The organism is Nocardia aurantiaca (genome assembly GCF_009708175.1).
GTDB lineage: Bacteria > Actinomycetota > Actinomycetes > Mycobacteriales > Mycobacteriaceae > Nocardia > Nocardia aurantiaca.
In genome coordinates, this window is record NZ_WMBB01000015.1 from 173,232 (window position 1) to 193,447 (window position 20,216).

At 68.3% G+C, this 20,216-nt stretch carries 19 protein-coding genes, 1 rRNA gene and 1 riboswitch; of the genes, 3 read left to right on the forward strand and 17 right to left on the reverse strand.

Annotated features, from left to right (window positions below):
* Positions 1-52: 52 nt before the first annotated feature.
* Positions 53-451, forward strand: a complete 399-nt coding sequence (locus GLP40_RS28270; RefSeq protein ID WP_154791037.1) for a winged helix-turn-helix transcriptional regulator — start codon at positions 53-55, stop codon at positions 449-451.
* A gap of 93 nt (positions 452-544) precedes the next feature.
* Here GLP40_RS28270 and lpdA read toward each other — a convergent pair whose 3' ends face one another.
* Both lpdA and GLP40_RS28280 read right to left on the reverse strand, forming a co-directional pair.
* Positions 545-1,948, reverse strand: a complete 1,404-nt coding sequence (gene lpdA / locus GLP40_RS28275; RefSeq protein ID WP_328290762.1) for a dihydrolipoyl dehydrogenase — start codon at positions 1,946-1,948, stop codon at positions 545-547.
* A 270-nt stretch (positions 1,949-2,218) separates the two neighbouring features.
* Positions 2,219-3,220, reverse strand: coding sequence for a dipeptidase (locus tag GLP40_RS28280; RefSeq protein WP_328290763.1), 1,002 nt, complete (start codon positions 3,218-3,220; stop codon positions 2,219-2,221).
* Positions 3,221-3,334: 114 nt separating this feature from the next.
* Between GLP40_RS28280 and GLP40_RS28285 the strand changes: the two genes are divergently transcribed.
* Positions 3,335-5,383 carry a prolyl oligopeptidase family serine peptidase gene (locus GLP40_RS28285; RefSeq protein WP_154791038.1) on the forward strand — a complete coding sequence of 683 codons (2,049 nt, stop codon included), beginning with the start codon at positions 3,335-3,337 and terminating at the stop codon, positions 5,381-5,383.
* A gap of 76 nt (positions 5,384-5,459) precedes the next feature.
* Here the strand turns inward: GLP40_RS28285 and GLP40_RS28290 are convergent, their stop codons facing one another.
* The 9 genes from GLP40_RS28290 to GLP40_RS28330 form a co-directional block, all read right to left on the reverse strand.
* Positions 5,460-6,308: an alpha/beta hydrolase family protein gene (locus GLP40_RS28290; protein WP_154791039.1), complete on the reverse strand. Its 849-nt coding sequence runs from the start codon at positions 6,306-6,308 to the stop codon at positions 5,460-5,462.
* An 89-nt stretch (positions 6,309-6,397) separates the two neighbouring features.
* Positions 6,398-7,030: a TetR/AcrR family transcriptional regulator gene (locus tag GLP40_RS28295; RefSeq protein ID WP_230330010.1), complete on the reverse strand. Its 633-nt coding sequence runs from the start codon at positions 7,028-7,030 to the stop codon at positions 6,398-6,400.
* Positions 7,031-7,719: 689 nt separating this feature from the next.
* The gene (locus GLP40_RS28300; RefSeq protein ID WP_154791040.1) at positions 7,720-8,328 is read right to left on the reverse strand and encodes a peroxidase-related enzyme; all 609 of its coding nucleotides are present in this window, start codon (positions 8,326-8,328) and stop codon (positions 7,720-7,722) included.
* Positions 8,321-8,884 carry a carboxymuconolactone decarboxylase family protein gene (locus tag GLP40_RS28305; RefSeq protein WP_154791041.1) on the reverse strand — a complete coding sequence of 188 codons (564 nt, stop codon included), beginning with the start codon at positions 8,882-8,884 and terminating at the stop codon, positions 8,321-8,323. The genes GLP40_RS28300 and GLP40_RS28305 overlap by 8 nt, the downstream gene beginning before the upstream one ends.
* On the reverse strand, positions 8,881-9,897 hold the full coding sequence (locus GLP40_RS28310; protein ID WP_154791042.1) for a putative FMN-dependent luciferase-like monooxygenase: 1,017 nt from the start codon (positions 9,895-9,897) through the stop codon (positions 8,881-8,883). Before GLP40_RS28310 ends, GLP40_RS28305 begins: the two co-directional genes overlap by 4 nt.
* Entirely contained in the window at positions 9,894-10,643 is a 750-nt protein-coding gene (locus GLP40_RS28315) for an ABC transporter ATP-binding protein (RefSeq protein ID WP_154791043.1), read from the reverse strand. Before GLP40_RS28315 ends, GLP40_RS28310 begins: the two co-directional genes overlap by 4 nt.
* Positions 10,636-11,535 (reverse strand): ABC transporter ATP-binding protein, encoded by a 900-nt coding sequence (locus GLP40_RS28320; protein WP_328290764.1) that lies wholly within the window; start codon positions 11,533-11,535, stop codon positions 10,636-10,638. Before GLP40_RS28320 ends, GLP40_RS28315 begins: the two co-directional genes overlap by 8 nt.
* Positions 11,516-13,351: an ABC transporter permease gene (locus GLP40_RS28325; protein WP_154791044.1), complete on the reverse strand. Its 1,836-nt coding sequence runs from the start codon at positions 13,349-13,351 to the stop codon at positions 11,516-11,518. The genes GLP40_RS28320 and GLP40_RS28325 overlap by 20 nt, the downstream gene beginning before the upstream one ends.
* Entirely contained in the window at positions 13,352-14,512 is a 1,161-nt protein-coding gene (locus GLP40_RS28330; RefSeq protein ID WP_154791045.1) for an ABC transporter substrate-binding protein, read from the reverse strand.
* Between the two features lie 163 nt (positions 14,513-14,675).
* Positions 14,676-14,792, reverse strand: a riboswitch (SAM riboswitch).
* Positions 14,793-14,885: 93 nt separating this feature from the next.
* Between GLP40_RS28330 and GLP40_RS28335 the strand changes: the two genes are divergently transcribed.
* The gene (locus GLP40_RS28335; RefSeq protein WP_230330011.1) at positions 14,886-15,368 is read left to right on the forward strand and encodes an SLOG cluster 4 domain-containing protein; all 483 of its coding nucleotides are present in this window, start codon (positions 14,886-14,888) and stop codon (positions 15,366-15,368) included.
* 67 nt (positions 15,369-15,435) lie between these two features.
* On the opposite strand, the gene GLP40_RS28340 is transcribed toward GLP40_RS28335, so the two are convergent.
* The 6 genes from GLP40_RS28340 to rrf form a co-directional block, all read right to left on the reverse strand.
* Complete coding sequence (locus GLP40_RS28340; protein WP_328290765.1) at positions 15,436-16,074, reverse strand: HAD family hydrolase; 639 nt, start codon at positions 16,072-16,074, stop codon at positions 15,436-15,438.
* A 72-nt stretch (positions 16,075-16,146) separates the two neighbouring features.
* Complete coding sequence (locus GLP40_RS28345; protein ID WP_154791047.1) at positions 16,147-16,560, reverse strand: MarR family winged helix-turn-helix transcriptional regulator; 414 nt, start codon at positions 16,558-16,560, stop codon at positions 16,147-16,149.
* A 64-nt stretch (positions 16,561-16,624) separates the two neighbouring features.
* Positions 16,625-17,047 carry an SRPBCC family protein gene (locus GLP40_RS28350; protein WP_154791048.1) on the reverse strand — a complete coding sequence of 141 codons (423 nt, stop codon included), beginning with the start codon at positions 17,045-17,047 and terminating at the stop codon, positions 16,625-16,627.
* A gap of 157 nt (positions 17,048-17,204) precedes the next feature.
* Positions 17,205-19,232, reverse strand: a complete 2,028-nt coding sequence (gene fusA, locus GLP40_RS28355; protein ID WP_328290766.1) for an elongation factor G — start codon at positions 19,230-19,232, stop codon at positions 17,205-17,207.
* A 292-nt stretch (positions 19,233-19,524) separates the two neighbouring features.
* Positions 19,525-19,872 carry a YrdB family protein gene (locus GLP40_RS28360; RefSeq protein ID WP_154791050.1) on the reverse strand — a complete coding sequence of 116 codons (348 nt, stop codon included), beginning with the start codon at positions 19,870-19,872 and terminating at the stop codon, positions 19,525-19,527.
* A 241-nt stretch (positions 19,873-20,113) separates the two neighbouring features.
* Positions 20,114-20,216 (reverse strand): 5S ribosomal RNA (gene rrf, locus GLP40_RS28365); the annotation flags it as partial.

Here is a 20,216-nt window from a genome sequence, read left to right on the forward strand (position 1 = left end):
AAGCACATGCTATTCCCAAACCGCTACCTGAATGGTAGGTAACCTGACTCTCATGAACACGCGGCATCCCGACCAGGCACACGCCGTCGACCCCACCCTGGAAGCCGACGTCTTCGCCCGGAACTGTGCCTCCCGCCCCGTCCTGCAGGACGTGGCCAGCCGCTGGGGCGTACTCGCCCTGGCCGCCCTGCGCGAGGGCCCCTACCGCTTCTCCGCCCTGCGCCGCCGCGTGGACGGCATCTCCGAGCGCATGCTCTCCCAGACCCTGCAGACCCTGGAACGCGACGGCATGGTCAATCGCGAAGTCCAGCAATCCATCCCGCCGGTCGTCGAGTACACCCTCACCGACCTCGGCGCGCAGGTGGCCGATCAGCTCGTCGGCCTCATCGACATCCTCGAATCCAATATCGCGAAAATCGAAGCGGCCCAGGCCGCCTACCACCGCGGCTGAGCACAACACGCGAGAGACGCTTTCGTTGCTCCCCCGGAAATGGCGGCGGGCGCTTCCGATCTGGAAGCGCCCGCCGTCGTTTTCACGCGTCGATCAGAAGTTGATCATATGGCCCGCGAGGCCGTGGATCGCTTCCTGAATCGCTTCGGACAGGGTCGGGTGAGTGTGGACGTTGCGGGCCACCTCGTTGACCGTGAGGTCCCACTTCTGGGCCAGGGTCAGCTCGGGCAGCAGCTCGGAGACATCCGGACCGATCAGGTGGCCGCCCAGCAGTTCTCCGTGTGCGGCGTCGGAGACGAGCTTGACGAAGCCCTGCGCGTCGCCGAGGCCGTGCGCCTTGCCGTTGGCGGTGAACGGGAAGGTGGCGACCTTGACGTCGTAGCCTTCGTCGCGGGCCTGCTGCTCGGTGAGGCCGAAGGACGCGACCTGCGGCTGACAGAAAGTGGCGCGCGGCATCATGCGGTAGTCGCCCAGCGACATGGTCTCCGCACCGGCAATGGTCTCGGCGGCGACCACGCCCATGGCCTCGGCGACGTGCGCGAGCTGCAGCTTGGCGGTGACGTCACCGATGGCGTAGATGCCGGGGACGCTGGTGCGCATGTACTCGTCGATGGAGATGGCGCCGCGGTCGGTGAGCTGCACGCCCGTGTTCTCGAGGCCGTAACCCTGCACGCGCGGCGCGAAGCCGACGGCCTGCAGCACCTTGTCGACGGTGACGGTCTCGAGCGCACCGGTCTTGTTGTCCTTGACCGACACGGTGACCTTGGCGCCGTCGTCGTCGATGGACTGCACGGCCGCACCGGTGGTGATGGTGATGCCGAGTTTCTTGTAGGCCTTGGTGATCTCCTTGGAGACGTCGGCATCCTCGTTCGGCAGTGCGCGGTCGAGGAATTCGACGATGCGCACGTCCACGCCGTAGTTCTTGAGGACGTAGCCGAACTCCATGCCGATCGCGCCCGCGCCCACGATGAGGATCGAGCCCGGCAGGTCACGGGTGAGGATCTGCTCCTCGTAGGTGACCACATTGGCCGACAGCGAGGTGCCCGGCAGCAGCTTGGTCTCGGTGCCGGTCGCGATGATCACGTTGTCGAACGTGATGTCTTCGGTGCCACCATTGGTGAGCGCGACCGAGAGCGACTTCGGGCCGGTGAAGGTGCCCTTCCCGTCGAACTCGTCGATCTTGTTCTTCTTCATCAGGAAGTGGACGCCCTTGACCCGGCCGTCGGCGACCTTGCGGCTACGGTCGAACGCCGCGCCGAAGTCGAAGGTCGCGTTGCCGGAGATACCGAAGGTCTTCGCTTCCTTGGTGAAGATATGGGCCAACTCCGCGTTGCGCAGCAGTGCCTTGGACGGAATGCAGCCCACGTTCAGGCACACGCCACCCCAATATTTCTGCTCGACGATCGCTGTTCGCAGGCCGAGTTGAGCGGCACGGATCGCGGCGACGTAACCGCCGGGACCAGCGCCGAGAACGACGACATCGTAGTGGGAAGTCACGGCTTCGAGACTAGACCCGTCGGCGGTAGCTCACTCATCCATCCCCCGCGGGCGTGAGACGGGGAACACGTGAGACAGGTCACGTCCACTCCAGCGGGATTCCGCTCCCGCCCGTCGTCGCTCATGCCGGCGTCGCCGGTGCGGTCCGAAAGAGGCCCTCGGCATCGACCGCGCCGACGAATTCCCGGACGGTGGGGTCGAGCTCTCTCATCGCCGCATCCCTGTCGATCGGCGAGCCGGACAGGACGATCGTGCGACCTCGCCGCGGGTCTAATCCCGCCAGACCTGCCGGGCCACGCGCGCGAAATTGCCGCCGAACACGGCGGCCCGATCCGCGGCGGAGAAGCCGCGCGCGGCCAGCACCGCGTCGAGCCCCGGAACTTCGGCCGCGCCGAGCAGGTCTTCCGGCGGCGCCCACTGCAATCGGCCGTAGCGCAGGTACTCCTCGGAGAAGCTCTTCGGATCATCGGCCAGCATGCGGTTGAAATCGTCGGCGTCGAAGGAGTAGTCGGACCCGACCCCGATGTGCTCGATGCCGACCAGTTCCGCGCCGTAGGTGATGTGGTCGGCCATGGCCTCGACGCGCCCTGCTCGGTCGGCGGGCTCGTTGCGGCCCAGGAAGATGCCGACGCCATTGATGCCGATCACCCCGCCGGTGGCCGCGCACGCTTTGGCCTGATCATCGCCGATATTGCGCGGATGTGCCCACAGCGTCGCGAAATTGGAGTGGCTGTAGATCATGGGGACGCTCGTGGTCTCGGCGATGCCGAGACCGGTGCGGCGCGAGCAGTGTGAGCCGTCGGCGAACACCCCGACCTCGTTGAGCTTGCGGATCAGGTCGCGGCCGTAGGCGGTGAGCCCGGTGTCATCGGTGTCGAGGCAGCCGCAGCCGGCGGCATTGGCGTGGTTGTAGGTGGGCAGCAACGAGCGCAGGCCGAGTTCGTGGAACAACTCGACATTGTCGAGATCGCCCTCCAGCGGCCCGGAGTCCTCCAGATCGAAGGCCAGCGCGAGGGTGGCGTCGGTGTCCGCGCTGGGCGCCGTGGGCCAGGCGTCCTCGATGCCGTGGACCAGCCGGAAACGCCCGTCGGTCAAGGCGTCCCGTCGGAACTGGGTGACCAATTCGAGCGATTCACGGGTGGATTGCGGCGAATAGCCGATATTCACCGAGAGATACGAGCCCAGCGGATACCGGGTCAGCTCGGTGATGTCCGCGGTCGGCAGCAACGGCAGGCAACAGTGCTGTTCCCACAGCCGGGGCTCATGCGACACGCCGCGACCTCCTGGATCCGATCGGTATCGAACAGCAATCCTACTGACCGGGCGGCATGCTGCCGGGCGCCACGTTCGCGACCGGCGAACGCGCACCTCGGCAACAATGAGGGCATGACCGGCGTTGGAAAGGGTGTGACGGATCCCTACCTGTGGCTCGAAGAAGTTGCGAGCGAACGCGCTCTGAGCTGGGCGGAAGAGCGGAACGCGGTGTCGGTGGAGCGGTTCGCGTCCTCGGAGCGCTTCCGCGACCTCGAGGCCCGCGTGCTCGCCATGCTCGATACCGACACCCGCATCGCCTATCCGAACCGGCGCGGCCGGTGGCTCTACAACTACTGGCGCGACCGCGAGCATCCGAAGGGTCTGTGGCGGCGCACCACCTTCGCCGAGTACGCCGAATCCGAGCCGGAGTGGGAGATCCTCATCGATGTGGACGCGCTGGCGGCCGCCGAGGACGAGAACTGGGTCTGGGGCGGTGCCGCGGTGCTGCGCCCGGCGCAGCGGCGCGCGCTGATCAGCCTCTCGCGCGGCGGCGCGGACGCCAAGGTGATCCGCGAATTCGACATCGAGGCAAAGGCTTTCATCGCGCCGGAGGACGGCGGCTTCCACCTGCCCGAGGCCAAGTCCGATTTCGCCTGGATCGACGACGACACCCTCTACATCGGAACCGATTTCGGCCCCGGCACGCTGACCGACTCCGGCTATCCCCGGGTGGTGAAGCGCTGGCGGCGCGGAACCCCGCTCGAGGAGGCGGAATTCGTCTACGAGGGCGAGGCCACCGATGTCGCCGTCTCCGCGGGCTACGACCGCACACCCGGCTATGAGCGGCACTTCCTGGGCCGTGCCACCGACTTCTTCAACGAAGAGGTCTATCTGCTGGAGTCCGACGGCACGCTGCGGTTCATCGATGTTCCCACCGACGCCACCGAGTCCTGGTACAAGGACTGGCTGCTGGTCCGCCTGAAGTCGCCGTGGGAGGTGAACGGCACGACCTATCCGTCCGGCTCGCTGCTCGCCGCGAATTTCGAGGAATTCCTCTCCGGCGCACGCGATTTCGATGTCCTGTTCACCCCCGACGCGCACACCGCGCTGCACGGCTACGGCTGGACCGAGAACCACCTGCTGCTGGTCACGCTCGAGGACGTGCAGACCAGGCTGTATGTGCTCACCCCCGGCCCGGACGGCTGGACCCGCGAACCGCTGGCCGACACCCCGGCCATGGCCAGCACCAGCGTCATGAATCTGGATCGGCTGGAGGGCGGCGACGAGTTCATGCTCTCCACGAGCGGTTTCACTCGCCCGACCACACTCATGTCGGGGACGGTGGGCGGCTCGGTCGAGGTGCTCGAGAAGGAGCCCGACTTCTTCGACGCCGATGGCATCGAGACCGAACAGTTCTTCGCCCGCTCCGACGACGGCACCGAGATCCCGTATTTCGTTATCCGCCACCGTGATCGCAGGGGCACACCGGCCCCGACCGTCATGTCCGGCTACGGTGGTTTCGAGGTGTCCCGCACGCCCAGTTACAGCGGCGGGGTCGGCATGGGCTGGCTGGAACGTGGCGGCACCTATGTGGTGACCAATATCCGCGGCGGCGGCGAGTACGGCCCGGAATGGCACACCTCTGTGCTGAAGGCCAACCGGCACAAGGCCTATGAGGATTTCGCGGCCGTGGCCCGGGACCTGGTGGCGCGCGGCATCACCACCCACGATCAGCTCGGTGCGGTCGGCGGCAGCAATGGCGGACTGCTCATGGGCGTCATGCTGACCCGGTACCCGGAACTGTTCGGGGCCATCGTGTGCCAGGTGCCGCTGCTGGACATGAAGCGCTATCACCTGCTGCTGGCGGGCGCGTCCTGGATCGCCGAATACGGGGACCCGGACAGGCCGGAGGAGTGGGAGTACCTCTCGAAGTACTCGCCGTACCAGAACACCAGCGCGGACCGGCGATATCCGCCGATCCTGCTCACCACCTCCACCCGCGACGACCGCGTGCACCCCGGCCATGCGCGAAAGATGGCCGCGCGCTTGGCCTCCGAGGGTCACGACGTCTGGTACTACGAGAACATCGAGGGCGGGCACGGCGGCGCCGCGGACAACAAGCAGTCCGCCTTCCAGGCCGCGCTCATCTACGAGTTCTTCACCCAGCAGCTCATGGACTGACCCGCACCCGCCGACCGGCGCGAAAACGCGGCCGGCCGCGTCGACCCTTCGAGGCGGCTCCGGGTCATGGCCTTAATCAGCGGTCCCGCAGCCACTTTTCGACGTAGTCGAGGGTGGAGTCGGGATCGCTGATCCACCCGTTGTGCCCGAGCGGGGCCGGGTTGTGCCAGGTGGTGATGTCGGCGTTGGCCAGCTTGGCGAGCAGCTGCCGCGCCGAACCCTGCGGGGTCAGCTCGTCACCGGCCATGGTGATCGACAGGACCGGAAGCGTGAGCCGCCCGATGCGCTCCTCGTAGTCGATATCGGCTCCGGCGGGCTGGAATCGGCCGGTGCGGGCCAGGCGCGCCCAGTCGGCGATGAGCGCCTTGGACTGTCGGCCGAAGCCGCCCGCGGTGATGGTGTCGCCCGGCCAGAACCCGGCCAGATTGGCCGTCAGCGACAGTGCCGCGCTGCCGACTGCGGCCAGACCGGTATAGCCGCGGAAATGCGGCGTGCCGGAGGCGATGAGGATCAATCCGCCCAGCCGCCCGCGTATCCGCGACGCGTACATGACGCCGAGCTGGCCACCCATACTGTGCCCCAGCAGGTACGGCGTGCTCTCGGGAAACCGCTCCCGGACAACCTCGAACATGGCGGGGAAGTCGACGGCCACGAGTTCCTGGTAGCCGGGTGTGCTGGGGGTGCCGGGTTTCGGCCTGCTCTGGCCGTTTCCGCGGATCTCCAGCAGGGCCACGTCGAAACCTCGGGCCGCCATGGGCTTCCCGAACAGCGAGTAGTACTCCCCGGGCACGCCCAGGCCGGGCGCGATCACCACGACGGGCCGGGGGCTGTCGGCCGTAATCGGATGCCGGTGCGGGCCTTTCGCCGGGATCAACCGCACCGGCACCGTGGTTCCGTCGGGCATCTGGATCGGCACCGTCTCCATGGTCGGCACGCTACCCGCAAAGGTCGCGCCCGTCCGCGAGGCAGCGGACGGGCGCGAAATCGAGTCGGATGGGGGGGAGGTCGGGTCGGTCAGGCGCTGACGGCGCCCATGATGATGCGGCGCAACACCCGGATGACGTCGTCGAGCGGCTGGCGCGGTTCGGAACCGCTCCAGGCGTCCACCACGTAGTTCACCGCGCCGATGATGGCCAGTACCCGCATTTCGTAATCACCGGGCGGGATTTCACCGTGCAGGGCGGCATCCTCGGCGGCGCTGGCCAGCAGCGCGCCCCAGGCGCGCCGCAGTTCCAGGCGGAACTTCTCCACCTTGGGTCCCGCCCCGACGACTTCGACGAGCGCGACTCTGGCCTTGCGCGGATCGCGTCCGATGGACTCGATATAGGCGCGTACCGCGGCGTCGATAATGTCGATGGCGCTGGCGTCGGAGTGCTCGGCGATGGTGGCCGCCACGGCTTCCCGGGATTCGCGATCGATCTGCTCGTAGAGCTCGAGCAACAGCGATTCGCGTCCGGTGAACTCCTCGTAGAACTGTCTCGAGGAGAGGCCGGCGTCCTTGCAGATGGCTCCGACAGAACTATTGGCGTATCCGTCGCGCGCGAACACCGAGAGCCCGGACTCCAGAAAACGCGCACGACGCTGCCGCTGCCGGTCTTCTACGGGCTGCCCGGCGTACATTCTTCCCGCGTTCGTTTCCTGTGACATTGCGCCAGACAATACCGAAGGGCCCGATCCCCTCGTCATGGATCGGGCCCTTCGTTTGAACCTTCGACTTACCGCGCGATAGCCGAAAGATGGCTCAGTGACTTCGGGCAGTGCGGCGCACCCGGGACGGCGGGTATAGGCAGGGGAACCGTCCCGAGTTCGGGACGCGGGTCCGGGGGGGAGAGACTCGCGGCCCGATGTCGCACTGACCCGAAAGTCACTGATCGTTTGCCGTTCAACACGATACAGAGCAGGCGAACTGGACGGAATACTTTTCGAGGAAGTTTTTAGCATTAATTTCGCGGACCCCGCCACCGCGCGGCCGGACCAGGGACGGAGCACCCGGCAGCAGCGGAGTACCCCGCGCGCGGCCGACTGACACGGGCAGAAAAAGGGCCCGATCCCCTCGTCAAGGATCGGGCCCTCGTCATCGCTTCGGCGTCCGCGCAGTAGCCGAAAGATGGCGCTCGCGTGGCTACTTGACGGAAACGCCCGAGTAGCCTGTTGCCCGCAGCTCGGGAGTGGTCCGAACCGGAACATCCGAGAGGAAGTTCGACATGGTGGTGATCCGATCCGACAGGTTGCCAGTACCTTCACTGACTGTTTGCCATCGGGACGATACCGAGCCGATACCCGCCCGGGGCAGATTTCCGATGAACTTTCTAGGACTTTTTCAATAGACCGCTAGATCAGGCCGGTACCTCCGGCTCGCCCAACGTGAGCATGAGGCGGTTGGCCCAGGAGAACGAGGCGGCGGACAACACCAGATCGTGCACCTGCGTCTCGTCGAAACCCAGCTCCAGCAGCCGCTTCAGGTGGCCTCGGCGCGCTCGCGGCGGATTGGCCGCCAGCGCGTCCACGAAATCGATGACAGCGTCCCATCTTTCGTCGATCCGCGCGCCGTTGCCTTCGTCCAGCAATCGCTGCACATCGTCGGGCCGCTTGGACAACGCTGAAGTGAAACGCGAATGGACAGAGGCGCAGTACTCGCAGCCGTTGTGCCGGGAGGTAACGGTCGCCGCGAGTTCGCGCTCGGCGCGGATCAATCCCCCTCGACCGTAGAAGATCTCTCGGTCATTGGCGCTGCGGTGCGCCAGCACCTCAGCGTTGCGCGCGAGTAACCGGAAGTAAGGGCCGACGCCGCGGTCCCCCTCGAGCAGCGGCCGCTGCAACTCATCGGCATCGGCCAGCCGGATGGGTTCCACCCACGGCACCCAGTCCAGGTGCTCCTGGGTAAATCCTCGTGGCCGGCGCGCGGTCTCGACGTCGCGGACCTCGCCCGCATCGTTCTCACTCATGTTCCGCTCCGATCAGTTCGAGCCCGGCCAGCAGCCGGGCCTGGAAGTGCACGAACCCGATGAGCTGCGCCACCGTGACGATGTCGCGCTCGGAGAGACCGGTCGCGGCCAAGGCGTCGATGTCCGTGCGGGTGAGGGAGGCCGGTGCGGTGCTCACCTGGGCGGCGTGCCGCAGAATGGCCGCAAGCACCGGATCCCCTTCGGCCGGAGCGGTTCCCAGCGCCGCGTAATGCGCCGCCAGATTCGGCGCGCCCGCCAGCTCGGCCACGACTACCGCCGCCGCGACGAGCCGATCGCGGCCGACACTCGCGGTGGCCGGACCGTCGAGCAGTGCCTCGTACACCCCTTGCGTGTGATCGACTACCGCCGGGCGTGTCGCCCGCAGCGCCGACAGCGAACCGGCCCGCGCACCCAAGACGGCATCGATGACATCGACGCGGCGGCCCCCGGCACCGCCGCGCGAGTCAGCCGGACCCTCGGGCGTGGCGGGAGCCCGCTCGGCCGCGTCCGCGATGGCGGATGGCGCCTGGTCGAATGTGGTGGGCGTGTCGGTCACCGGGTCGTCCTTTCGTCGGGTCGCCAACCCAATTGCGGCGCAACCTTGGTGGCGATGAGTTCGGTGGAGCGCAGGGTGGCGGCGTGGCCGGGGTCGACCGGGTGCGCCTGCACGATGAAGTCGGTGGCGTGTCGCAGTGCCGAATCCTCGGACAGCCGTGCCACGACCTCGTCGGGAGTGCCAACGTAGATATCGCGCAGTACCTCGTCGACCGAGCTCGCCACCTCGGGACCGCCATTGCGGCCCAGCTGATCCAGGAACCGCGACGCGCCGCGTTCGGCGAGGGCGATGGCCTCGTCGTGATCGTCGGCCACGAAAACGCCTCGGGACGCGCCGATCCGCGCCGCCGTCCCCGCCGGCAGCGCGTCGAGGTAGGCGTCGACCAATGGCTGTTGGATCTCCCACAGGGTCGCGTCCGGCGCGGCCGGATCTCGCGGCTGGGCCTTCGACAGCAGCAGACCGTCACCGGCCCGCCCGGCGCGGGCCGCGCCGCCGGCGGAGAAGGTGGCCTGCCACAGGCGATCTCGCAGGCCGGCGGCGGGCGGGTTCAGCGGGCGCTCACCGACCAGCGGCGCACCCGCCAGTGCCGCACCGACTTTCGCGAGCTTGTCGGCGTAGACCCGCTGCCGGTCGACGCCGGCCACGCCGAAGAGTTCGAAGGCGTGCCGCGAACCGCCCGCCCCGAAGCCGAGTTCGAGTCGTCCGCCCGCGAGTTCGTCCAGGACCGCCGCGTCCTCGGCGACCCGGATCGGGTCCTCCAGCGCCAGGGTCACGATGGCGGTCCCGAAGCGGATGCGCGGAAAGCGCGCGGCGGCATGCGCGAGGAACACGAACGGGGACGGCAGCCCGCCCTCGCCCGGGTCCAGATGGTGCTGTGCCACCCACGCGGTGTCGTAGCCGAGGCGTTCGGCCAGTCCGATCTGCTCGAGCGCCTGCCGGTAGACCGTGGCCGCGTCCTCGGCCGGCTCGGTGCGGACCAGGCGAGTGAAGAAGCCCAGACGTCGCGGGGTCATGTGGTCACCTTTCCGAGGTAGGCGTCGCGCACGGCCGGGTCGCCGACGAGCTCCGCAGCCGGACCGTGCAGCACGATTCGCCCGGTGCGCAGCACATTGGCGGTGTGCGCGATACTCAGGGCTAGTTCCGCCTGCTGTTCCACGATCAGGATGGCCAGGCCCAGCTCCCGGTTGAGCCGGGCGATCTCCTCGAGCACCCCATCCACCAACAGCGGCGACAATCCCATGGTGGGCTCATCCATGCAGATGAGGCGAGGTTTGCTCATGAGTGCCCGGGCGACGGCCAGCATCTGCTGCTCACCGCCGGAGAGCGTGCCCGCTCGCTGGGCGCGCCGCTCGCCCAGGCGCGGGAAGTGGTCGAACAGCTCCGCCGCGCGGGCGGCCAGCACCGGGCGGCGCTCCTTGCGGATGTAGCCGCCGACGAAGAGGTTCTCCAAGACGGTCATGGCCGGGAAGACGCGCCGGGCCTCCGGCACCGAGGCGAGCCCGGCCCGGATGCGCGCCGACGGGGGCGTGGCGCTCACGTCGGCGCCGTCGATGCGGACGGCTCCCGAGGACGGCTTCAGCAGTCCGAGCGCGGTTTTCATGGTGGTTGACTTGCCGGAGGCGTTACCGCCGAGCAGGGAGACGATCTCGCCCGGACGCACCCGCAACGACACCTCGTCGAGCGCTCGAGAGGGTCCGTAGTTCACCACCACTCGGTCGAATTCGAGTATCGGCGTGGCGTTCTCGTCGAGTTCAGGCATCGACGGCCACCTTCCCGCCGGCCCGGCTGCGCCCGAGATAGGCCTCGATGACGCGCGGATCATCCAGGACCTCGTCCGGCGTGCCCGCGGCGATGATGCGCCCCTCATCGAGCACCAGCACCCGGTCGGAGAGGTCGTGGACCAGGTCCATCTTGTGTTCGACCAGCAGCACCGTCTGGCCCTGTGCCTTCAATTCGGCCAGCTGCCTGCCGATCTCGGCGGTCTCGGTCTGGTTCATGCCCGCGGCCGGCTCGTCCAGGAGCAGCAGTCCGGGTTCCGAGGCGAGGGCCCGCGCGATCTCGGTGCGGCGGCGATTGGCGTAGGACAGGGTGTAGGCCGGATTGTCGGCGCGCGGAATCAGGCGATCGTCGAAGCGAGCCAGTTGGGCGTCGATGCGGGTCTGCGACGCGCGTCGTTCGGCGCGCACCGCCGGGGTCGGCGCCAAGGCCACGCCCAGCTCCGCCAGCAGTGACATCCACTTCAGGACCGGGATATTCGCCACCGAGCGCAGCGGACGCGAGGCGCGCAGGGTTGTCTGCAGGCCGACGTCCACGTTCTCGCGGACGGTCATATCGCCGAAGACGCGGCCGTTCTGGAAGGTCCGCGCGATACCGGCCGCGGCGGCCGCCTCCGGGTTTCCTAAGCGAATTCTTCTGCCGTGCACCAGGATTGTTCCGGCATCCGGCTTCAGCACGCCGGAGATCAGATTGACCGTCGTCGATTTTCCGGACCCATTGGGTCCGATGATCGAGACGAATTCGCCGGGCGTGATCGAGAATTCGACCCTGTCCACCGCCCGCACGCCGCCGAAGGCGCGCCGCAGACCGGTGACCGTCAGCACCGGCTGGGTATCAAGCCCTACCGCCGCATTGTCACGCGTTGACCGGGACACGATCCCTCCTCACCAGAATTCCCTGCGGCCGGAACCGCACCACCAGCAGCAGCACCAAGCCGTACAACACGATTCGCCACGTCGGTGCGAGCCGCAGCGCCTCCGGTACGCCGATCAGCACCACCGCGCCCAGCACCGCTCCGTATGGCGAGGCGGTGCCGCCCAGCACCAGGATCGTCACCACCAGCAGCGACATCGGCAGATTGAACACCGTCGGGTCGATATAGGAGTACTGGTGCGCCAGCAGCGCGCCGCCGATGCCGGAGAAGAAGGCCGCCACCGCGAAAGCCAGCGCTTTGTAGTCGCGCGCCGGCACTCCCGCCGAGCGCGCCGCCACCTCGTCGGCGCCGATGGCGCGGATGGCGATCCCCAGCCGGGACCGTTGCACGCCGACGATGACCGCCAGCACGATGGCCAGTACCACCAGCTCCAATCGGAAAAACTGGGTGTGCGTGGTGAATTCGTAGCCGAACAGGCTGGGCGCGGGAATCCCGAAAATTCCGTAGCTGCCGCGCGTCACCGGCTCCCAGTTGCGGATGATCGCCACCGTCACGATGCCGATGCCCAGCGTCGCGATGGCCACATAGTGACCGCCCAGCCGCCACAGCGGCGCGGCAAGCACCGAGGAGACCACGGCCGCCACCAAGCCCGCGGCGGCGATGGCGGGCAGGAAGGCCCAGCCGTGCGACACCGTCAGTACCGCCGAGGTGTACGCGCCGATAGCGATGGGTCCCGCCTGCCCGATGACCAGCTGTCCCGCCGACCCGGCCACCAGCGTCATGGAGACCGCGATGATGGCGTAGGCCAGGATCTGGGTGCCCACCGAAATGCCGTAGTCGTCGGCGAGCAGTGGAATCACCACGCCCGCAACGGCGAACGCGACCACCGCATGCCACGGACGCACCCGCAGCTCCCGTCCCGCACCGAGGAAGGTGCCGGTCATGGGCTCGGATTCGATGGCGGGCGGCCGGGCCAGCAGGCCGCCGGGCCGCAGCACCAGGAAGATGACCAGCAGGCCGAAAGTGATGAGATCCCGGCAGCCGTCCCCGAACCAATAGACGCCGAACGCCTCCACCAGGCCCAGCACGAAACCGCCGAGCACCGCACCCGGGATCGAGCCGAGCCCGCCGATGGCGGCGGCCACGAACCCGGTCATGCCGACGATGCCGCCGCTGGTCGGCGAGATATTCGAGTTGTAGAGGCCGACGAAGATGCCCGCCAGCCCGCCCAATCCTGCGGCGATGGCGAAGGCCAGCGACTGCACCCGGCCCACCGAGATACCCATCTGCGCGGCGGCGTCCGGGTCCTGGGCGGTGGCGCGAATTGCCAGGCCGTGGCGGCTGTAGCGCAGGAAGGCCCACAGCCCGGCCATCACGGTGAGGGTGAGGGCGAACATGACCACATCCGAGGTGCCGAAGCGCACCCGGCCCACCTGAAAATTGTTGGTAGGCAGAATCTGTGGGAATGGGCGGGTGTCCGGCCCGAACACCAGGGCGACGACGTTCTCGATGATCAGCCCGACGGCCACCGTTGCCAGCAGCGCGGCAATGGCCGGTGCCCGCCGTAGCGGCCGCACCGCCAGCACATCGATGGCCACACCGACCAGCGCGGTCGCCGCGACCACCACACCCAGCGCGGCCCACCACGGCACCCCGTGCTGGGCGATCAGCCACCAGCCCAGCACCGAACCGAACGCGAAGATCGCGCCGTGCGCGAAGTTGATGACATTGCTGACGCCGAAGATCAGAGTGATGCCGACGGCGATGAGCGCGTACGCATTGCCGTGCACCAGACCCGCGATGAGCGTGTCGACCATCTATTTGGCGCTTCCGGCAGGCACGAACTTGCCGTTCCGCAGGACGAGCTCGATCGGCTTCACACCGCTGGGCCGCCGCGTCTGCTGATCGAAGGCGAAGGCGCCCAAGCCGATTCCGTCGAAGTCCTTGACCTCACGCAGTCCCTTCAGCACGCCCTCTCGGGTGGCGCCGCCGGATTTGGCGGCCTTCACGAGCACGTTCAGGGCGTCATAGGCGTAGACGTTGAAATCGCCGGGATCGGTAGCGAACTTGGCCCGGAACTTGGTGACGAAACTCTGGACCTTCGGGCTCGGATCCGAGGGCGTGAAGACGCCGTTCACGATGTCGCCCTCGGCCGCCGCACCCGCCAGATCGATGAACTGCGGAGTGTTCTGGCCGGCGAAGAGCTGCCCGGTGAATCCGACATCACGCAGCTGCTTGACCACCAGCGCGCCATCGGGGCCGTAGCCGAGGTGCACGAAGGCGTCCGGGTTGGCGTCACGCCCCTTGATCAGCACCGGGCGAAAGTCCTGCGAGTCCGGCAGGATCGCCGAGGAGTAGGCGATCTCGATGCCCTTCTCCTTGGCGAACTGCTGGAAGAACTGGAAAGCCTGCTTGCCCCAGTCGGTTTCGAGGTAGACGACGGAGACCTTCCTCGCCTTGGAGCGCACCCACTCGGCATTGCGCTCCATGTACACGTCCAAGGTGATGGACGGGCTCCACGAGTAGTCGCCGGCCTTGGTGAAATCCACCGAGGAGTTGGTGAATCCGTACTGCACCAGCTTTCCGCGGTTGTACACCGGCGAGGCTGCGATGGAGGCGGGCGAGGAGAAGTCGCCCAGTTCGGCGATGATGGACTTGTCGCCCACGAACTTGGTGGCGATAGGCACCGTCTGCTTCGGATCCGATTGCGAATCCTCCCATTTCAGCGCGACCTTCTTGCCGTCGATCCCGCCCGCCGCGTTGATCTCGTCCAGGGCCAGGTCGAACCCCTGCTGCCAAAGCCGCCCGTACTCGGCCGACCCGCCCGTCTTCGGACCGGACACCCCGAAATACACGGTGTCCGACTTGCTCTCCGACGAATCGTTCCCGCACGACGACAGCAGGCCCGCCACCGCGGTCGCCGCCGCGACACCCGCCAAAACCCGGAATCCACGCGACCCGGACCAGTTCCTGCTCATTGCTACCTCTACATTCGCGCACCGACACCGCGTCGGGGCATGGGGACACGACCGCGACCGCCGAAGGCGCGCGGTGCGGGAAAGAGAATCGCCCGCATGGAATTCGGGCGCCGGGGCCTCAGCCGTTGGCCGGGCGGCATCCAGACATGACCTGTACTCCTTCGACTAGCGCTTGCGGCGCCCGCGCGGGCACCGCCTGGTCGTCACCCGGGGCACCCCACCGCCGCGCGAGGGTTGCCGATCAGCGAGCCGGGGCTCGAACATGCTGATACTCGTGACCGTCAACAAACGGTAGCCGCGGCCACCGCACCCCGACACCATTCGAATCACCCTGATGCCAACGACCACGCCCGCACCGCCGAGAGGAAAACCTTTGCCACCCCTGCAAATAGCCGTCTGCGGCCCCCATACCTGCACCGATTCCGAGGCCACCGCCGCCCGTGAGGTGGGCCGCCTGCTCGCCGCGGCGGGCGCGACCGTCCTGTGCGGCGGCGGGTCCGGCGTGATGGCCGCCGTCACCGAGGGCGCCTCCGGCGCGGGCGGACTCGTTCTCGGCATCCGCCCCGACACCGACCGCGACGCGGCCTGCCCGGGCCTGTCCGCCGTGATCTACACGAATATGGGCGAGGCCCGCAATGCCATCCTGGTGGCCTCGGCCGACGCGGTCATCGTCATCGGCGGCTCCTGGGGCACCCTGTCCGAGCTGGCGCTGGCCAACCACCGCGGCATTCCCGTCGTGTCCCTGCACGGCTGGCAGGTGCGCGACGCCGACGGCCGTGCGGTGGACGCCTCGATTCCCGCGCTCGACCCCTCCCACGCCGTGGCCCTCGCGCTCGCCCCGCCGATCTATCCGTGAACGCCGATGCCGCCGGGTCCGACCTCCAAGATCAGCTCTGCATCGAGAATGGGTGCGAGTCAGCCGGTTACGCGGCGAGGTGGGCGGCCAGCCAGGCCGGGAACTCGGTCAGATCGCCGAGCACCACATCGGCGCCCGCGGCCGACAGCTCCTCGGCCGCGTAGGGCCCGGTGGTCACCGCCACCGATACCGCGTCGGCCACCTTGGCCGCCCGCACATCACCGAGATGATCCCCCACATAGATCGAGGCCCCGCGCTCGCGCAGCACCCCGCCCTTCTCCTCCGCCCAGGCCCCGCCGACCAGCTCGTCGACGGCCAGCCCGAGATGATCGAGATGCAGTTGCGCGTGCGGCCCATTCTTGGCCGTGATCACCAGCACCCGTCCACCGGCCTCGTGCACGGCCGCCAACGCGTCGACCACGCCGGGCAGATGCTCCGACGCGTGCACCGCCAGATCCGGGTACAGCTCCCGATACATGGCGACGATCCCCGGCACCTCATGTTCCGGAAACCAGTGCGCGGCCTCATGCGACAGCGGCGGCCCCAGCCGCGACACCACCAGCTCCGAATCGATCGCCACCCCGGTCTTCGCGGCGACGGCATCCCACACCGCGGCGATCCCCGGCCGCGAATCGATCAGCGTCATATCCAGGTCGAACCCGACCACCAGCCCGCCGGCGACTCCGCCCGAACGATCTACACCCACCCCCCAGACCCTAATGTGCGGCGTCAGGGTGTCGCCCTGCGCGCCACCCGCGCCATTCTGGCCGAGCCCTGATCAGCTCGGCAGCCGGTGCCCGGCAATGGGTTTCAGATGTTCGCGCAGCAGGTCGCCGTCGTCGCCGAAGAGCTGGGCGTCGGTGTCGACGGCGGTCCGCACGCCCTGGCTCGCCAATTCTCTGCCGGCGGGGGTGAGTTCGATGCGCAGGACGCGAGCGTCGGCGGGGTCGGCGCGGCGGACGAGCAGGCCGCGTTCCTCGAGCCCGCGAATCACCTTGGACGCCATCATCCGATCCGCGCCGGACATGTCGGCCACCTGCTGCTGGGTCGGCAGCTCACCCTCCCGGCTCAGCCAGCCCGCCGAGGCCAGCAGGTTGAACTGGGTGGGGGTGAGACCGAGGGGGCGCAGATTGCGTTCCAGCGTCGCCCTCCACTCCAGCGCGGCGTGGTGCAACCAGAAGCCCGGACTCATGAGCGGTCCCCGCGGCACGCCTCGTGCCGGCGTTCCCGGCGATGCCGGTGGCCGCCCCGATGATTCAGCCACGCCGTAGCGCCTCCTGTTCCAGTGCCGCGAAGGTCAGCGGCATGTCCGCGCGCATGGCCTTCTCCCAGATGAGCTTGAACACGGGCCCGAACAGCCCGTGCACCTCGACATTCTCGGCCACCCGCACGGTGCCGTCGCCGAGCGCCTCGTAGGTGCGGTGGCCGCGCAGCTTCCCGAACGGAATGCCCGCCTCGCTGGTCCACGACCGTCCCGGCTCCACGGCCACGATGGTAAACGGCCCCGCCGGCGCCCCTTTCGGCTTGACCCACCCCTTGGTCCCGGCGGCGAACTCGCCGTCGATGCGCGACTTCTCCTCGTGCGGGTCCCATTCGGACCAGCGGGCCACATCGGTGGCGACCGCCCAGATCCTGTCGATATCGCCGGTGATCACGGCCGTTTCGGTGAACGAGTACATCGTCGCTGCTCTCCCATCGAGGAAATCTGTTGTTGCGACAACAGTAACTGTTGTCGCGACAACAATCAAGCTTCGAGGAAACCGATGGCCGCGACACGGGGGCCGGTGCCGAACGGCATCGATGTGCCGCCGTCACCGGACCCCGGTCATCCCTTTGCTACGGGGCGAGGGCATAGCCCAGCGGGCGCGTCGCGAACGTGCCTCGGCCCTGCGTCCGACTACGCAAACATGTCGCGTAGCCGAACAATTCGGCCAGCGGCACCGTGGCCGTCACGACCACGGTGCCGGTACGAGCGACCGAACCCGTGACCCGCGCGCGCCGGGCAGCGAGGTCACCGAGCACCGCGCCGACATAGTCCTCCGGCACGGTGGCGGTCAGCTCCACCAGCGGTTCCAGCACCGCCAAGGTGCCGGTGCGCAAGGCTTCCCGCAGCCCGAGGCGGCCCGCGGTGCGGAACGCCAGCTCCGAGGAATCCTTGGAATGCGTCGCACCGTCGGTGAGCGTGACCCGGACACCGGTAACCGGGTGACCCGCGAGCGGGCCTTCCACCAGGCCGTCCCGGCACCCGGCCTCCACCGCGCGGACGAACTCCGCCGGCACCCGGCCGCCGACCACCGTCGACTCGAATTCGAAACCCGTCGCCCCGGGCTCGGATTCACGCAGCGGCTGCACATCGAGCACGATGTGCGCCCACTGCCCGGCCCCGCCGTCCTGTTTGACGTGCCGATAGGTCAGGCCCCGCACGCCGCGCACCATGGTCTCCCGGTACGCCACCTGCGGCCTGCCCACGGTCACGCAGAGCCCACGGTCGCGGCGCAGCTTCTCCACCACGACCTCCAGGTGCAGTTCGCCCAACCCTGCCAGCAGCATCTGCCCGGTCTCCGGATCGGTCCGCACCGTCAGGGACGGATCCTCCTCGGTCAGCCGGGCCAGGGCCACCCCCAGCTTCTCGGTATCGGCGCTGGTCCGCGCCTCGACCGCCACCGACACCGCCGGCTCGGTGGGAGCCGGGGGCTCCAGCAGCACCGGGGCGTCCGGCGCGCACAAAGTCGCGCCGACCCGCACGCCCTTCGGGCCGACCAGCGCCACGATGTCACCCGCCACCGCGAACTCCACCTCCTCGCGCCGATCCGCCTGCACCCGCAGGATGCGCGCCACCCGCTCGCGACGACCGCCGCCCACGTCCAGCACGGTGTCGCCCTTGCGCAGGATGCCCGAGTAGACGCGCACGAACACGAGCCGCCCGGTCGGCGTGGCGTGCACCTTGAACGCCAGTGCCGCAAGCGGTTCCGCCGGATTCGCGGCACGGGCGGCATCGGCGGCGCCGACAGCGGGCCGATCCAGCGGTGACGGCAGATAGGCGACCACGGCGTCGAGCAGCGGCTCGATTCCGATGTCGCGGTAGGCGGCGCCGCACAGCACCGGCACCACCTCGCCGGCGAGGGTGAGCTCCCGCAGCGCGGCGGTCAGGGTGTCGTCCGTCAGGGCGGAGTGTTCGACGAACTCCTCGAGAGCCGACGAATTCCGCTCTGCCACCGCCTCTTCCAGCTCGCGCCGCGCTTGCGCCACCTGGTCGGCGAGGCGATCCGGAACCGGCCCCTCCGCGAGGCCGTTCTCCCACGTGAGGGCCCGCAGGCGGACCAGATCCACCACGCCGGCGAATACCTCGCCGCCGAAGACCGGCAACTGCACCAGCACCGGAACCGGGTGCAGCCGTCCGCGAATCGAGGCGACCGCGACCGCCAGGTCGGCCCCGGCGCGATCCATCTTGTTGACGAACGCGATCCGCGGCACGACGTAGCGATCCGCTCGCCGCCACACCGATTCGCTCTGCGGCTCCACCCCCGCCACGGCGTCGAAAACCGCCACGGCGCCGTCCAAAACCCGCAGGGAGCGCTCAACCTCATCGGAGAAGTCGACGTGGCCCGGGGTATCGATGACGGTGAGCCGATGCCCGGCCCACTCGCAGCTCACGGCCGCCGCGAAAATGGTGATGCCCCGATCCCGTTCCTGCGGATCGAAATCGGTGACAGTGGTGCCGTCGTGCACCTCGCCGCGCTTGTGGGTGATCCCGGTGAGGAACAGCATGCGCTCGGTCACCGTGGTCTTCCCGGCATCCACGTGCGCGAGAATCCCCAGATTGCGAACGACAGCCAGGTTTGATCGAGAAATGTTGGTACGCACGGTCATACGTCCTTCGTGCTGATCCGGAACAGAACAGCGCGATTCCCCCGAGCGGGGACAACGCCCCGGGGGTACTCAGTACCGGCCGCGCAGCCGGCACCGAGCCGGCGAAGACACCAGTATCACCTCGAAGCGCGGACGGGCCACGACGGTGTCGCGATGGACGCGCATGATCGGCCCCTTCCCTGCCTTCGAGTTCAGCGAGACCTCCCGCCCCGCTGTCCGACCGTAGCAGTGCGGCGTTCTCGGTGTCGCGTGAATTTCCCAGCGGCCCAGGCGACCTGGCCGGTCGTCATATCGACAGATGCCCGAAGTGGATCACCGCCAGATTGGCGACGACCAGGACCGGGAAGGCGACCGTGGCCGTCCGGTGGCCCAGTTGCCAGAGCCCGGCGGCCGCGCCACCGAAGACCGTGATCTTGGTGGCGACCGCCGCGGCCGGAATGGAGAAGCTGGCCTGAGGTGCGGCGAACATGCCCCACAGCGCCATGGCGGCGATGGCGAGCCCCGCACCCAGCAGCGCTTTCGCGATCCGCCCACGCCCGGTGCGCACACCCCAGTAAGCCAGCACTCCGACGGCGACGAGTTCCAGCACGAAGGCGAGGGTGAGGTTGGCGACGGTCCACGCGGCGGCGATCATGACTCCTCCGAGATCAGTGCTCTCTATTACGATCAATGATCACTTGAATGCCGCACCGAGTCAAGAGCGGTGCTCTCCCATCCTTGCAATTGGCATCGCTCGGATACTCGACAGGCCCCCAGCTGGTGCTGGGGGCCTGTCGAGTATGCCGGCGCACTCTCCCGCAGTATTGTTCGCGGGCTCCCGACACTGAAATACCGCGAAGGCCCCCAGCGGATGCTGGGGGCCTTCGGGAAAGATGTTCCGGCGGTGTCCTACTCTCCCACACCCTGTCGAGTGCAGTACCATCGGCGCAGGTGGCCTTAGCTTCCGGGTTCGGAATGGGACCGGGCGTTTCCCCACCG